The 14,929-nt window shown below is 71.7% G+C and carries 10 protein-coding genes and 1 pseudogene; 5 read left to right on the top strand and 6 right to left on the bottom strand.

Features of this window, described 5'->3' with window-relative positions; all coding sequences use genetic code 11:
• Window positions 1–65: 65 nt before the first annotated feature.
• The 3 genes from ACTWQO_RS47620 to ACTWQO_RS47610 all read right to left on the bottom strand — a co-directional run bounded on the left by ACTWQO_RS47620 (window position 66) and on the right by ACTWQO_RS47610 (window position 3,744).
• Complete coding sequence (locus ACTWQO_RS47620) at window positions 66–1,430, bottom strand: phosphomannomutase/phosphoglucomutase (protein WP_443243655.1); 1,365 nt, start codon at window positions 1,428–1,430, stop codon at window positions 66–68.
• Window positions 1,431–1,531: 101 nt separating this feature from the next.
• The gene (locus ACTWQO_RS47615; RefSeq protein WP_443243654.1) at window positions 1,532–3,148 is read right to left on the bottom strand and encodes an L-lactate permease; all 1,617 of its coding nucleotides are present in this window, start codon (window positions 3,146–3,148) and stop codon (window positions 1,532–1,534) included.
• 173 nt (window positions 3,149–3,321) lie between these two features.
• The gene (locus tag ACTWQO_RS47610; protein ID WP_059196228.1) at window positions 3,322–3,744 is read right to left on the bottom strand and encodes a DUF3499 domain-containing protein; all 423 of its coding nucleotides are present in this window, start codon (window positions 3,742–3,744) and stop codon (window positions 3,322–3,324) included.
• A 284-nt stretch (window positions 3,745–4,028) separates the two neighbouring features.
• On the opposite strand from ACTWQO_RS47610, the gene ACTWQO_RS47605 reads away from it, so the two are divergent.
• The gene (locus tag ACTWQO_RS47605) at window positions 4,029–4,478 is read left to right on the top strand and encodes a metallopeptidase family protein (protein WP_443243656.1); all 450 of its coding nucleotides are present in this window, start codon (window positions 4,029–4,031) and stop codon (window positions 4,476–4,478) included.
• Window positions 4,479–4,500: 22 nt separating this feature from the next.
• Here the strand turns inward: ACTWQO_RS47605 and ACTWQO_RS47600 are convergent, their stop codons facing one another.
• From ACTWQO_RS47600 to ACTWQO_RS47590, 3 genes are all read right to left on the bottom strand, one after another.
• On the bottom strand, window positions 4,501–5,988 hold the full coding sequence (locus ACTWQO_RS47600) for a DUF5719 family protein (protein ID WP_443243653.1): 1,488 nt from the start codon (window positions 5,986–5,988) through the stop codon (window positions 4,501–4,503).
• On the bottom strand, window positions 5,985–9,668 hold the full coding sequence (locus ACTWQO_RS47595) for a glycosyltransferase (RefSeq protein ID WP_443243652.1): 3,684 nt from the start codon (window positions 9,666–9,668) through the stop codon (window positions 5,985–5,987). Before ACTWQO_RS47595 ends, ACTWQO_RS47600 begins: the two co-directional genes overlap by 4 nt.
• Before the next feature lie 181 nt (window positions 9,669–9,849).
• Entirely contained in the window at window positions 9,850–10,113 is a 264-nt protein-coding gene (locus ACTWQO_RS47590; RefSeq protein WP_003975777.1) for a WhiB family transcriptional regulator, read from the bottom strand.
• Between the two features lie 687 nt (window positions 10,114–10,800).
• On the opposite strand from ACTWQO_RS47590, the gene ACTWQO_RS47585 reads away from it, so the two are divergent.
• The 4 genes and pseudogenes from ACTWQO_RS47585 to ACTWQO_RS47570 form a co-directional block, all read left to right on the top strand.
• Window positions 10,801–11,292, top strand: a complete 492-nt coding sequence (locus tag ACTWQO_RS47585) for a cysteine dioxygenase (protein WP_443243651.1) — start codon at window positions 10,801–10,803, stop codon at window positions 11,290–11,292.
• Between the two features lie 42 nt (window positions 11,293–11,334).
• Window positions 11,335–12,294, top strand: a complete 960-nt coding sequence (cofD, locus tag ACTWQO_RS47580; protein ID WP_443243650.1) for a 2-phospho-L-lactate transferase — start codon at window positions 11,335–11,337, stop codon at window positions 12,292–12,294.
• Complete coding sequence (locus tag ACTWQO_RS47575) at window positions 12,291–13,601, top strand: coenzyme F420-0:L-glutamate ligase (RefSeq protein WP_443243649.1); 1,311 nt, start codon at window positions 12,291–12,293, stop codon at window positions 13,599–13,601. Before cofD ends, ACTWQO_RS47575 begins: the two co-directional genes overlap by 4 nt.
• 173 nt (window positions 13,602–13,774) lie before the next feature.
• A pseudogene (locus tag ACTWQO_RS47570) lies at window positions 13,775–14,779 on the top strand (DNA-3-methyladenine glycosylase family protein); the annotation flags it as partial.
• Between the last annotated feature and the right edge of the window lie 150 nt (window positions 14,780–14,929).

Genomic DNA, 14,929 nt, shown 5'->3' with positions numbered 1-14,929 from the left:
CCTGCGTGCGAGAAGCGAGCGGCCCCAGGGGGTGGGTGGGGGCTCGGGATGGCTTCCCTCTGCCCTCAGCCTCTGATGATCCCCAGCGCCTCGTCCCGGACCTTCGTCATCGTCGCCTCGTCGCGGGCCTCCGCGTTCAGCCGGAGCAGAGGCTCCGTGTTGGAGGGGCGGACGTTGAACCACCAGTCGGCGGCGGTGACCGTGAGGCCGTCGAGGTCGTCCAGGGTTACGCCTTCGCGGCCCTCGTAGGCGGAGCGGATCGCGGTGAGGCGGGCGGTTTGGTCGTCGACGGTGGAGTTGATCTCGCCGGAGCCGGCGTAGCGGTCGTACTGGGCGACGAGGGCGGAGAGGGTGCCGGCCTGGCCGCCGAGGGCGGCGAGGACGTGGAGGGCGGCGAGCATGCCCGTGTCGGCGTTCCAGAAGTCGGCGAAGTAGTAGTGCGCGGAGTGCTCGCCGCCGAAGATCGCGCCGGACTTGGCCATCTCGGCCTTGATGAAGGAGTGGCCCACGCGGGTGCGGACCGGCGTGCCGCCGTTCTCCTTGACGACCTCCGGGACCGACCAGGAGGTGATCAGGTTGTGGATGATCGTGCCCTTGCCGCCGTGCTTGGCCAGCTCGCGGGAGGCGACGAGGGCGGTGATGGCGGACGGGGAGACCGGGTCGCCGTGCTCGTCGACGACGAAGCAGCGGTCGGCGTCGCCGTCGAAGGCGATGCCGAGGTCGGCGGACTCGTCACGGACGCGCTTCTGGAGGTCGACGATGTTCGCCGGGTCCAGCGGGTTCGCCTCGTGGTTGGGGAAGGTGCCGTCCAGCTCGAAGTACATCGGCACCAGGGTCAGGGGCAGGCCGGCGAAGACCGTGGGCACGGTGTGGCCGCCCATGCCGTTGCCCGCGTCGACGACGACCTTCAGCGGGCGGATGGAGGTCAGGTCGACGAGGGAGCGGAGGTAAGCCGCGTAGTCCTCCAACGTGTCCCGCTGCGTGATCGTTCCCGTCGTGGCCGCCGGTTCCGGGGCGCCGGAGTCCATCCAGCCCTCTACCAGTGCGCGGATCTCGCCGAGGCCGGTGTCCTGGCCGACGGGGGCCGCGCCCGCCCGGCACATCTTGATGCCGTTGTACTGGGCCGGGTTGTGCGAGGCCGTGAACATGGCGCCCGGCAGGTCGAACGCGCCGGACGCGTAGTACAGCTGGTCGGTCGAGCACAGGCCGATCTCGGTCACGTCGGCACCGCGCGCCGCCGCCCCGCGCGCGAAGGCGCCCGACAGCCCCGGCGACGAGGGCCGCATGTCGTGCCCGGTCACGATCGCGCTCGCCCCGGTCACCTGGACGAAGGCGGCCCCGAACAGCTCGGCCAGCGATTCGTCCCATTGGTCCGGGACCACCCCGCGTACGTCGTACGCCTTCACGAGCTGCGACAGATCAGCAGACACGGCCAACCCTCCTGAAAGTCCTATCGGTCACCACAAGCTACCCGTACCCGCTGACAATGCGCTGTGCGGAGGCCAGCTGGACTCCCAGCCGTAACCTGAGGTCAGGGGAGCATCCAATCCAGCACCGGTGAACTCTGGCCGACCACGATCAGGCACATCACCATCAGCAGCCCCACACTCCAGGGCAGCACCTTGCGCAGTATGTCCCCTTCGCGGCCCGCGAGTCCGACGGCCGCGCAGGCGATGGTGAGGTTCTGCGGCGAGATCATCTTGCCGAGGACACCACCCGAACTGTTGGCGGCGGCCAGCAACTCGGGCGACAGCCCCGACTCCCGGGCCGCGGTCACCTGGAGGGCGCCGAAGAGCGCGTTGGCCGATGTGTCCGAGCCGGAGACGGCGACGCCGAACCAGCCGAGCACGGGCGACAGGAAGGCGAGCCCGGCCCCGGCCGCCGCCACGAAGTGGCCGATGGTGGCGGCCTGTCCGGAGAGGTTCATGACGTAGGCGAGCGCCAGCACGGACGTCACGGTCAGGATCGCGAACCGCAGTTCGTGCACGGTGGCCGCCCACTCCTTGACCGCCACGCGCGCGTGCACCCCGAGAACGACCGCGGTGCACAGACCTGCCAGCAGCACGAGCGTCCCGCCGGTGGAGACGAGCGGCCAGGTGAAGACGTTGCCGCCGACCGGCTCGCCGTCCGGTCCCGCGACGTCCAGGAAGGGCCAGTCGTACGTCTGTGTCGCCTGGGCCAGCCAGTCCTTGACCGCCGGGATCTGGGCGACGGAGAAGATGGCGACGATCAGCGCGTACGGGGCGTAGGCACGGACGACTTCGGGCCGCGGATCCTCCACATCCAGGTCCTCGCTGCGCACCCCGGTCAGCACGGACGTGCGTACGGACTCGGTGGCGGGCACGCGCGCGTGCGGTACGGCGACCAGGGCGCCCGCGCCGAGCAAGGCGGCGCCGATGTCGGCGAGTTGCGCGGAGACGTAGTTGGAGGCGACGAACTGGCCGACGGCGAAGGCGATTCCGCACACCAGGGCGGGCACCCAGGTCTCCCGCAGTCCGCGCCGTCCGTCCACCAGGAACACCAGCACGAGCGGCACGACGAGCGCCAGCAGCGGCGTCTGACGCCCCACCACGGAAGCCACCGAGTCCAGCGGCAGGCCGGTGACTTGAGCGAGCGTCACGACCGGGGTGCCCATCGCGCCGAAGGCCACGGGCGCGGTGTTGGCGACCAGCGCGACGACGGCCGCGCGCACCGGCTCGAAGCCGAGCGCGACGAGCATGACCGAGCAGATGGCGACGGGTGCGCCGAACCCGGCGAGTGCCTCCAGCAGGGCACCGAAGCAGAAGGCCACGACCAGCGCCTGGATGCGCGGGTCGTCGGAGAGCCGCCCGAACGACCGCCGCAGGATGTCGAAATGGCGGGTGCGGACGGTCATCCGGTACACCCACAGGGCGTTGACGACGATCCACAGAATCGGGAAGAGCCCGAACACGGCGCCCTGGGCGGCGCTGGAGACCGTCTGGTCCAGCGGCATGCCGTACGCGAGCCAGGCGACCAGGGCGGCCGCCACGAGGCCCGTGAGCCCCGCCAGATGCGCCTTCATGCGGACGCCGCCGAGCAGGACGAGGACGATCACAAGGGGCAGGGCCGCCACGAGGGCGGACAGACCGAGCGAGTCGGCGACGGGTTCCAGTTCCTGGACATACACGGGCGCCTCCCGGATTCCGCTATGCGAAAGCGATTTCTCACGGGCTCCCGGAATGGTCGTGTCCGCAACAACTTCGCGTCAATGGGCGTGCGTCACTCAACGAAACGCACAGGGAACGCACACGGGACACGCACAGAGAAACCGGCTGAAGCCGTCGACTGTCGGCAAAACCGTCAGTTGTCGGGAGAACGCAGCACCCGCAGGTGCCCCCGCCGGGCGACCTCCATCGGGTCCGCTCCGCGGCCACCGCCACCGGCCTGCGCGGCACGTTCCTGCGGCCGGGCCGCCTCGCGCACGGCGTTGGCAAGCGCTTCCAGATCGTCGCCGCTGGGCCGCGCCGGAGCCGAGCCGTCGAGGAGTCGTACGACCTCCCAGCCGCGGGGTGCGGTGAGGCGCTCGGAGTGCTCGGCGCACAGGTCGTAACAGTGGGGTTCGGCGTAGGTGGCGAGCGGGCCGAGGACCGCGGTCGAGTCGGCGTAGACGTACGTCAGCGTCGCAACGGCGGGTCGGCCGCAAGCGGTTCGCGAACAGCGACGTACAGGGCTCACGACGTTGGACGGTACCGCACTCTTGAGCGGGCCGCGACGACTCTCCACCAGGTCACTCCGCCGTGTCGTGTTGTGAAACGCCCCACACGCCCCTCTGAACACACCCTCCTGACCTGCACGGATACCGCTTTCCGGACAGCGACCCGAACCCGCATCCGGTCACGACTCGGCACAAACCCCATCAATTGCCTTGAGATCGCCGGTCGCGGAGAGATACGGAATCGAGCCCAACCTTGGCTGGAATGGTCATCTTCCGGCATGGCGTACGGGGTGGCCGGGCGCCGCGTGGGCACGGAGCACCCGGCTCGGGCGGGGACTACGCTTCACCAGTGATGGACAACCCCGTACCGCCCCCCGCCGCCGGCTCCGGCCCCCGCCGTCGTGATCGCCACGGCCGGGGCATGCGCGGCCCGATCGCGCCACCGCAGGTGCCGCTGGCAGCGAGCCGTGCCGAGGCGTTCGCCGACCTGGTGCAGGACTCCGTGGAGCGTCTCGAACGACGGTGGCCACAGCTCGCCGACATCGATTTCCTGGTGCTCGAGGTACCACGCCTCGACGGCCCCGGACGGGCCTGGAACGACGAGGCGGTCCCGCTCGGCGGCACGATCCCCGCACGCGACGGGCGGCACGCGCGGGTGGTCATCTACCGGCGACCGGTGGAGATCCGCACGAAGGGGCGCGACGAGCGGGCCGCGCTGGTCCACGAGGTCGTCGTCGAACAGGTCGCCGAGTTGCTCGGGCTGACTCCGGAGACGGTCGATCCGCGGTACGGCGAGGACTGAACCGGAGCGAGGCTCCGGGCCCCTACTTCTGCAGCACCGCCAGGTCCTCATCCGCCTCCGGCACCGACACCATGCCCCTGTCGTCGGGCAGGGTCTGGACCGTGAAGGCGGGGAGGCCGTTCGCCGTCCTCGCCAGGGTCCGGGACGCGTACACCGGCGCTCCCGAGACCGTCTCCACGGTCAGGGCGTACGCGCCCTTCACACCGGTCGGCACCGGCGCCTCGACGTCCTGTGTCGTGCCGGACTTGATCGTGTACGTCTTCGACACCGCCGTGCCCCCGTCGCTCCCCGCCGACGCGGTGACCTTGACCTTCGCGGTGCCGGTGGGCGCGGTGAGGGCCAGTGTGGAGCCCTTCTCCGTGTTGTCGGCCACCGTCGCGCGCGTGCCGACCGGGTTCGTCGCCGGGATGAACGCCGTCTCCTGCTTGGCGCCCTTGCCCCGTACGACCCGCACGGCGGCCACGACCGGCACGGACTGATCGGTCGGCGTCAGCACCAGCGAGCCCGCCTCCCCGCGTGTGACGTCGCCCAGGTCGACCGCCGTGGTCATGCCCGCCTTCACGTGCAGCGTCTCGCTCCCGGCCGGTGTGATCAGCCCGGACGGAGACGCCAGCCGCACCTTGAGGTCGGCGTCCGCGTCACCGGGTGTGAAGGCGATCAGCCGCACCTCGGTGGCGTCCTTGGGGATGCCGGGCAGGACCAGGCTGCTGGCCGGATCGGTGGTCGCGGACAGCCAGTCGCCACCGAGCTTCTCGTCCAGCGCCTGCACCGCCGCGCCCACCCGCCCGCTGCGTACGTTCACATGCACGGTCACGTTCGTCTGTTTGTCCGCGGTGAGCGTCGACAGCAGCACCGGCTCACTGGAGTGCGGCTGAACCGTGATGCCCTCCCCCGCCGTCGGCTCCAGCGCCCCGTCCTTGCCGTACAGCTCGATGTCGACGACCGCGGCGGAGTCGTCGGGGTTCGTCAGATGCACATAGTCGGTACGGTCCGCCGCGGTGCTGGCTCCGGGGAACCAGAAGTCCGTGTCCGGCGCGGAACAGTTGACTCCCTGCAGCCCCCGCCCCGTCCCCGCACCGACCTCCGTGGTCTCCTGCACGGTCCACCCGGGCGCGAACTTCCCCTCGGCCGTGCCCACCAGCGCGGGTGAGTCGGCGCCGGAGACATCCCCGGTGACCGGTGCCCCGGGTTCCTTCGGCTCCAGGACGGGCTTGTCGGCCTTCTTGCCCTTCGCCTCGCCCCCGGCCTGCTCCTCCCCTGCGGACCGCAGCTCGGCCGAGCCCTCGCCGTCCGCGCCCTTCGTGACAGGCGTGAAGGACGTGTACGACGTCTCGGCGAGATCCGATGTGCTCGGCGCCGGACACAGCAGACTCGTGCGCTCCACGGGCAGTTCGGCCGCCGCCTTCGCGGTGTCCGTGCCGGTCGCCTCCGGCGCGGTCAGCGCGGCGAATCCGGTGACGGCGGCGAGGGCGGTGGCGCCGGCGATCAGGGACAGGGTGGTGCGGTTCACTGCTGACTCCCGTCGGGGCGCTCACTGCCGTTCGGGTACGGCTGCGCCGGGTCGTACGTCGCGTCGTAGCCCTGGTGATAGGTCCCGTCCTGGCCCTGCTCGTACGCGGTCTGCCCGTACGTCTGCTGGTCGTAGGACCCCGGCTGGCCCGAACCGCCGTACGCGTAAGGGTCGTACTGCCCGCCCGGGTACGGGTCGGCCGGGTACTGCTGGCCGTACGACCCATCCGGGTACTGCTGCTGGGTGGCGCCCTGGTACTGCTCGCCGTCATAGCCGCCGTACTGAGCGCCCGCGTAGGTCGAGTCCCACTCGCCGTACGGCTGCTGCTGCGGAATCGCTGCCGGGGGCTCCTGTGGCGGAGGAGGCGGGAACTCCTCGGCCTGGTCCGCCTCTTCGGCCTCCGCCTGGGCGCGCAGGCGCCGGGCGCGGCGGCCCTCGCCCGAGACGGCCTCGGCCGGGACGACCGCAGCCTCCTCCGGGAGGTCGTCGTCGACGTCCCGGCGGCGGCCGGGCAGGGCCATGACGACGAGGACGACGGCGAGGAAGCCCTGGGCCCACAGCCAGGCGGTGTGGGTGAGCGGCGCGTCGAAGGTGAGGTCCAGCTTCCCGCCGGAGGCGGGGAGTTCGAAGCCCTGGGCCCATCCGTCGACCGTCTTGCGCGTCAGCGACTCGCCGTCCAGGGTGGCCGTCCAGCCCTCATCAGCGGTGTCGGCGAGCCGCAGGATCCTTCCCTCCGCGCCTGCCGGAATCGTGGTGTGGATCTCCACGGGCCCGGCGGCCACGGACTGCGCGCCCCCTGAGCCCGACGCGGAGACTATGGCCGCCCGGGAGACCTGCTGGTCGACCCGCCACAGCGCCCCGCCGTCCTGCTGGCTCAGCCGGGACAGCCCGGGCGTGGCATCGAGAACGCGGGTCACCTCGCGCGGCGCGCCCTTGTGGACGAGGACATAGCGCACGGCGAACTTGCCGAGCTGGTCGGACTGATCGGCGCCGGAGCCGGCGACGAGGTTGGCGACGACCTTGTCGAGCGTCGCGTTCTCGCCGTCCGCCGCGGCCAATTCGCCGTCACCCAGCCGTGCCCCGGAACCGCGGACGAGCATGTAGCCGACGTGGGCCGCGGAGTCGCTGTCGAGGACGAGGGTGCGGGCCTGGTCGCGGGTGTTGCTCTCCTCGGCGACGAACGCGGGCACCTGCACCGGGTCGCGCCGCTCCAACGGCCCGTCCGCGCCGCTGATCATCCAGCCCGCGGCGACGAGCAGCGGGCCCGCGGCCGAGGCGAACGCGATCAGCGCGGCCACCGGCTGACGCCAGCCGAAGCTCTGCTCGGCGACACGCGCGCGTGCCCCGTCGGCACCGAGCGCGGCGGCGGCGAGGAGCGCGATGCCGTAGACGAGGGTCGCGGGGCCGGCCCAGGTGGAGCTGTTGGACAGGACCGCGAAGACGAGGCCCACCAGAGCCACGGCCCAGGCCGTCCAGATTCCGAACTGACGGTGGGAGCGCATCAGGGCGGCCAGCGCGGCCAGCACGATGCCGATGAGCATCAGCCCGTTGACCGTGCCGGGCCCGCCGGGGCTGGCGCCGAGCAGATCGGTGGCGGAGGCGGCCGAGGCGCCGTACTCCAGTCCGGCTTCCTCGAAGAAGCCGGACGGGAGCAGGGTCAGCGACCAGGGCGCGAGCACCAGCAGGGGGGTGCCGAGCTGGGCCAGGAAGCGCAGGCCGTGGGCGGTGATGTCGGCGCGGCGCACGGCCAGCACGCCGATGCCGAGGACCAGCGCGATGGGCCACACGATCGGCGTGAACGCGGTGGTGACGGTCAGCAGCAGGGCGTACGCCCAGGTGGCGCGCCAACTGCCGCGCGCCCCCGAGGCGTTCGCCAGGCCGCTGGCCGCGATGCCCGCGCGCGCGAGGAGCGGCAGCAGGATCGCGAGGACGGCCGTACCGATGCGGCCGCCCGCGAGCGCGCCGGTGGCGGCGGGCAGGAAGGCGTAGACGACGGCCGCCCACGCGCGCAGCAGCCGCGACTCGACGAGCGGACGGGAGGCGAAGTACGCGGCGAGACCGGCCAGCGGCACCGAGCAGACCAGCAGAACGGTGACCGCGAGCCCGGTGGAGCCGAACAGCGCGGAGGCCAGCAGGGCGACGAACGCGAGATACGGCGGCGCGGACGGGGTGCCGCCGGCGCCCACCCCGTGCCAGGAGTCCAGGTAACGCGACCACAGCTCGCTCGCTTCGGCCGGGGCGGGCAGCAGCGCACCGCCCGCGAGCGCTCCGCCGCCGAGCAGTTGGCGGCAGGCGATGAGCGAGACGAACAGCAGCACCAGGAAGAGCATCGGGCCGGGGTTGCGGGCGATCCGCTTCAGGCGCGCGAACTGCTCTATTTCCAGGAAGTCCGCGTCGTCCCCGCCGGGCCCGGACTCGATCGCGCCGCCGTGCCGCCCGGCGCCCGCGGCGGTCTCGGGGTCGGAGTCGCGGAAGAGGCTGCCCGCGGCCTGCTCGACGGTGGCCCGCACGGTCGCGCCGGGCGGCGGGAACAGCGCTCGCAGTTCGTCCTTCTCGATCTGCGGGCGGCCGCGCCTGCGCCGCCCGGCGATGATCCGCTCGGGCCGCAGCAGCACCGACAGCAGACCCCGGATCTCGTCGAGGGCCTGTCCGGGGACCTTGCCCACGAGATAGGCGACGGTCCGCAGCAGGGTGCCGAGCACCAGCCGCACCAGGACCCACGGCAGCACGGCCGTCCGCGTGTTGACCAGCAGCGTGTAGACGGCGCCGGCCTTGTCGACCTTGTGCGGGGAGGCCGACGTACGGCCCACGCAGTCGACGGTGCGGCGCTCACGGGAGGCCGCCTCGGCGTGTCGTACGACCGCCTCGGGGGCGACGAGGACGCGGTGACCGGCGGCCTGGGCGCGCCAGCACAGGTCGACGTCGTCGCGCATCAGGGGCAGCCGGCGGTCGAACCCGCCGAGCTGCTCGAAGACATCGCGCCGCACGAGCATGCCTGCGGTGGACACGGACAGCACGGTCCGGACGTGGTCGTGCTGGCCCTGGTCCTGTTCGCGGCGGTCCAGGCCGGTCCAGCGGCGGCCGGAGTTGGCGATGGTGACGCCGACCTCGAGCAGTTGCCGGCGGTCGTACCAGCCGCGGAGCTTGGGGCCTACGACGGCGATGTCGTCGCGGCCGAGCTCGTGTTCGTTCTCCACGACGCGCAGCAGCTGGGCCAGGGCGTCCGGCTCCGGGGCGCAGTCGTCGTGCAGCAGCCACAGCCATTGCACCGGCTCCCCGTAAGGGAGTTCGGGCAGGTCGTACGCGTCGTCGCGCCAGGTGCGTGTGACGGGGTCCCAGCCGCTCGGGCGCTTCAGATACGGCAGCTCGTCCGGGGTGAGGAGGGGGGCGGTGCGGTCCGCCTCCTCGACGGCCTGGCCGAAGCCGGTGCGACGGGCGAGATGCAGCACACGGTCGGCGCCGAGGGAGTCGGTGAGCAGTTGGGCGGAGTGGTCCGCGCTGCCGGTGTCGGCCGCCATGGCGTACTGAACGGGGCGCTCCTGGCCGAGCAGCCCGGCGAGCGCGTCGGGCAGCCAGCGGGCGCCGTCATGGGAGACGAGCACCGCTGTCACTACATGACGCGGAAACTCAGGCGTGGCAGCGGCGTCTTGGTGGGCTGCCGTATGACTGTGCACGGACATCGAGGTACGGGCCCCGGTTCGATGGACTGCGGTGGACACCTGTGCCCACAGGGGGCAGCGGGACGTCTCGGACGAGCGACCACACTATCGGCTGGGCATGACGTCGGCCCGCCGCCTGTGGATAACCCACCTGCAACGGGCCGTTCGTCACATATGTACGAAAGGGATGCTTACCGTCCGGTCAGACGGCGGCCTTCTTCAGCCGACGTCGTTCACGCTCGGACAGACCGCCCCAGATGCCGAACCGCTCGTCGTTGGCGAGGGCGTACTCGAGGCACTCGGAGCGGACCTCGCAGGCGAGACAGACCTTCTTGGCCTCGCGGGTGGAGCCGCCCTTCTCAGGGAAGAAGGACTCGGGGTCGGTCTGGGCGCACAGCGCGCGCTCCTGCCAGCCGAGTTCCTCGTCCGCGTCGTCGACCAGCAGTTGCTGCACCAGCTCGGTCATGTGCGCCCCTCGTCAGTCTTTCGCGTCCCCGTGATGTAGCCGTTACCGATTTCGGCTGAACGACACGAGTGAAATTACAAGTGTGCTGCTCCGGGCGAGTCAAGCCGAGATCTGCTATTGAGCCCCTTATTCACTCTGCGGAACCAAGGCCTAGCGGAAAGTGTTCAAATCGTCCTAAACCTTGACAAGCAGATGAGGCCCCGGAGGGCCTCCACCCCCGCGCAGAGCCTGTACGGAGAAGGACGCCCGGAACATCGATCCCGTTCCGACACACGCTCGAATCGATCCGGATCACAGTCCGATCACGGGATCGCATCGAGGTTTGTGCGCCCGGTTGTGCGCCATGTGTCCCAGCCGCCCCGTGCACAAACCTTTCGTCACGGGGATGAACCGGATGAGGTGAACCGCGTCCCAGATACCGGGCGCCGAGTTGACAGTGCGAGGTGTCAACCGCTGTCCTTGTGGGCATGCTCGCGCACTTGGCACTCACCTCGACCCGCACCGCCGGGTCCCTCGGTGCTGCCCGCGCCCGCTGTTGTTGCTGTTCCTGCTGTTGAGCCTCACGCGCTCCGGCTGCCCCTGAGTCCATCGGACCGGCTTTCACGCCCGTCGGACTCGGCTGTTGTTCCCCTCGCCTCCGCCGCTCCACTCTCCGCTCTTCTCTTCCGACGAGGAACCACCGCACCCATGTACAGCGACAGCGACCTCCAGATCGCCGGCGACATCCTCGAAGTCACGCACCTTCTGCGGGCACCGCGCGAGCACCCGGCCACCGTCGCCGACTTCGTCGGTCTGGCCCGCTCCATCGCCGCCGACCGCTCCCAGTGGGAACACCTCGTCCAGTACGACGCCACCTCCCGCTGGTACCACCGGCTGCGCACCGGCCCCGGATACGAGGTGTGGCTGCTGTCCTGGGTGCCCGGCCAGGGCAGCGGGCGGCACGACCACGGCCCGTCCTCCGGCGTGCTGACCGTCCTCGACGGCACGCTGACCGAGCACACGGAGCGCGGCACGCGCGCGTTGGCGGCGGGTGCGCAGAGGGTGTTCGCGCCGGGGTACGTCCACGAGGTGGTCAACGACGCGCTGGAGCCCGCGGTCAGCCTGCACGTCTATTTCCCGGGCCTCACCGAGATGCCGATGCACAGCGCCCAGTGCATAGCGGCCGCTCCGGTCTCGTAACCGCCTGCCCCGTTGTCGTACCCGCCTGCAACACTGATTCCCATGCGCATTGTGGTTCTGGCAGGCGGCATCGGTGGTGCCCGGTTCCTGCGCGGTCTGATGCAGGCCGTGCCGGACGCGGACATCACGGTCATCGGCAACACCGGGGACGACATCCACCTCTTCGGCCTGAAGGTCTGCCCGGACCTCGACACGGTGATGTACACGCTCGGCGGCGGCATCAACGAGGAGCAGGGCTGGGGCCGGGCCGACGAGACCTTCCATCTCAAGGAGGAGCTCGCGGCGTACGGCGTCGGGCCCGAGTGGTTCGGGCTCGGTGACCGGGACTTCGCCACGCACATCGTGCGGACGCAGATGCTCGGCGCCGGGTATCCGCTGAGCGCGGTGACCGAGGCGCTGTGCGATCGCTGGAAGCCGGGCGTCCGGCTGATCCCCATGACCGACGACCGGGTCGAGACGCATGTGGCCGTCGAGATCGACGGTGAGCGCAAGGCCATCCACTTCCAGGAGTACTGGGTACGGCTGCGGGCGTCGGTGCCGGCCGAGGCGGTCGTGCCGGTGGGCGCGGAACAGTCCAAGCCGGCGCCGGGGGTCCTGGAGGCGATCGCCGAGGCGGACGTCATCCTCTTCCCGCCGTCCAACCCCGTCGTGTCGGTCGGCACGATCCTCGCCGTGCCCGGCATCCGCGAGGCCATCGCCGACGCCGGGGTGCCGGTCGTGGGCCTGTCCCCCATCGTCGGGGACGCGCCCGTGCGGGGCATGGCGGACAAGGTGCTCGCGGCGGTCGGCGTCGAGTCGACGGCCGCGGCGGTCGCCGAGCACTACGGCTCGGGCCTGCTGGACGGCTGGCTGGTCGACACCGTCGACGCGGCGTCCGTCGAGCGCGTCGAGGCGGCGGGCATCCGCTGCCGGGCCGTGCCGCTGATGATGACCGACCTCGACGCGGCCACGCAGATGGCCCGGGAGGCGCTGGCCATGGCGGCGGAGGTTCACGCGGCATGAGCACGGCACCTGACGACGGCTACCGGGTCTGGGCCGTTCCCGGCCTTCCCGAGGTGGCCGCGGGCGACGACCTCGCCAAGCTGATCGCCGCCGCCGAACCCGGGCTGGCCGACGGGGACGTACTGCTCGTCACCTCGAAGATCGTGTCCAAGGCGGAGGGACGGGTGGTGGCGGCCGACGACCGGGAGGCCGCCATCGACGCCGAGACCATACGGATCGTGGCGCGGCGCGGACCGTTGCGGATCGTCGAGAACCGGCAGGGGCTTGTGATGGCCGCTGCCGGGGTCGATGCCTCCAACACCCCTTCCGGGACAGTGCTGTTGCTGCCCGAGGACCCGGACGCGTCCGCGCGCGCGATCCGCGACGGGCTGCGGGACGCCCTCGGCGTCGCCGTCGGAGTCGTCGTCACCGACACCTTCGGCCGGCCGTGGCGTACGGGGCTCACGGACGTCGCGATCGGTGCGGCGGGTGTGCGGGTGCTGGACGATCTGCGTGGAGGGACGGACGCGTACGGCAATCCGCTCAGCGCGACCGTCGTGGCGACGGCGGACGAACTGGCCGCCGCCGGAGACCTGGTCAAGGGCAAGGCCGCCGGGCTGCCCGTCGCCGTCTTGCGCGGGCTGGCGCACGTGGTCGCCGAGGACGACGGGGAGGGGGCGCGGGCCATGGTGCGCGGCGCGCGCGACGACATGTTCCGGCTGGGCACGTCCGAGGCGGTGCGGGAGGCGGTGACTCAGCGGCGCACGGTGCGGGCCTTCACGGACGAGCCGGTGGACGCCGGTGCGGTGCGACGGGCGGTCGCCGCGGCGGTGACCGCGCCGGCGCCGCACCACACCACGCCCTGGCGGTTCGTACTGCTGGAGTCGGCGGAGTCCCGGGCCGAGTTGCTGGATGCCATGCGGGACGCGTGGATCGCCGATCTGCGGCGGGACGGGAAGAGCGAGGAGTCCATCGCGAAGCGGGTGCGGCGGGGGGACGTACTGCGGAACGCGCCGTATCTGGTGGTGCCTTGCCTGGTGATGGACGGGTCGCACACGTACGGGGACGTGCGGCGGGACGGGGCCGAGCGGGAGATGTTCGTGGTCGCGGCCGGGGCCGGTGTGCAGAACTTCCTGGTGGCGCTGGCCGGGGAACGGCTGGGGTCGGCGTGGGTGTCGTCGACGATGTTCTGCCGGGATGTCGTGCGGGAGGTGCTCGGGCTGCCGGAGCACTGGGATCCGATGGGCGCGGTGGCGGTCGGTCATCCGGCGGAGGAGCCGCGGCCTCGGGCGGAGCGGGATGCGGGGGCGTTCATCGAGGTGCGGTGACGCTCCGCTGGGGCCGGGTGCCTATGGCTCGGGGGGTGAAGATTCGCGGGCGGCTGCGGGTCCGATAGGGCTGGTCGCGCAGTTCCCCGCGCCCCTGGGGCGTTGTCCCCACGTCGTTGTCGTATACCGCCTAGTCTCGTAGCGCCTCTCCCTCACCCCCTAGGACCTCATCCGTGGCAGGACGTTTCGCTCCCCGGCCCACCCGTACGACCGTGCGCGGTGGGCATGTCGCCGTGCCCGGGGGTGGGGGTGTGCCGCGGCAGGCTGTGGCGCCGGGTCGGGTACGGACGTATGTGCCGGATGGGCCGGTCGATCTTGGGCTGGTGCTGGGGCCGTTGCGGCGAGGGGCGGGGGATCCGACGTTTCGGGCGGCGGCGGACGGGTCCGTGTGGCGGGCCACGCTTACGCCCGTGGGGCCCGGGACGTTGCGGGTCGCGGTGCGTGGCGGTGAGGTGTGTGGTCAGGCGTGGGGGCCGGGGGCCGAGTGGCTGCTGGAGCGGTTGCCCGAGTTGGTCGGGGGTGCCGACGATCCGTCCGTCTTCGAGCCGCGGCATCGGCTGGTGGCGTTGGCTCGGCATCGGCGGCCGGGGCTGCGGCTGACGCGGACCGGGCTGGTGGTGGAGTCGTTGATTCCGTCGATTCTGGAGCAGAAGGTCACGACCGGGGAGGCATATCGGGCGTGGCGGATTCTGGTGCGGAAGTACGGGGAGCCGGCGCCGGGGCCGGTCGGTGGGCGGATGTGGGTGATGCCGGCGGCGCGGACGTGGGCGTTGATTCCGTCGTGGGAGTGGCATCGGGCCGGGGTCGACAACAAGCGGGCGTCGACGATTCTTCGGGCCGTGCGGGTGGCTGCGCGGCTGGAGGAAGCGGTGGGGATGTCGGCGGAGGCGGCGCAGGCTCGGTTGGAGGTGGTGCCGGGGGTGGGGCCGTGGACGTCGGCGGAGACCGTGCAGCGCAGTCATGGGGCGGCGGATGCGGTGACGGTGGGGGATCTGCATTTGCCGGGGATCGTGGGGTGGGCGCTGGCGGGGGATCGGGATGCGGATGACTCCGTGATGCTGGAGTTGTTGGAGCCGTATGCGGTGCAGCGACATCGGGCGGCTCGGTTGATTCTGTTGAGTGGGCGGACGCCGCCGCGGAGGGCTCCGCGGATGCCGAAGACTGATATCGGGCGGTTGTTACGCGGCCTGCGCCGCGGTGACCGCCGTGGCGTTGTCGCCCCCGCCGCCCCTACCCGTCCCATCCCTGGGGGCTGCGCCCCCAGACCCCCGCTGCGGCCTGAACGGCCTCGTCCTCAAACTCCCCCAGAGGGGGCACCCCCAACGGGC

It is taken from the genome of Streptomyces sp. 4N124 (assembly GCF_052245395.1).
In the GTDB taxonomy this organism is placed as follows: domain Bacteria; phylum Actinomycetota; class Actinomycetes; order Streptomycetales; family Streptomycetaceae; genus Streptomyces.
The sequence above is the reverse complement of the archived record's forward strand: the minus strand, read 5'-3'. Positions and strand labels throughout refer to the sequence as shown.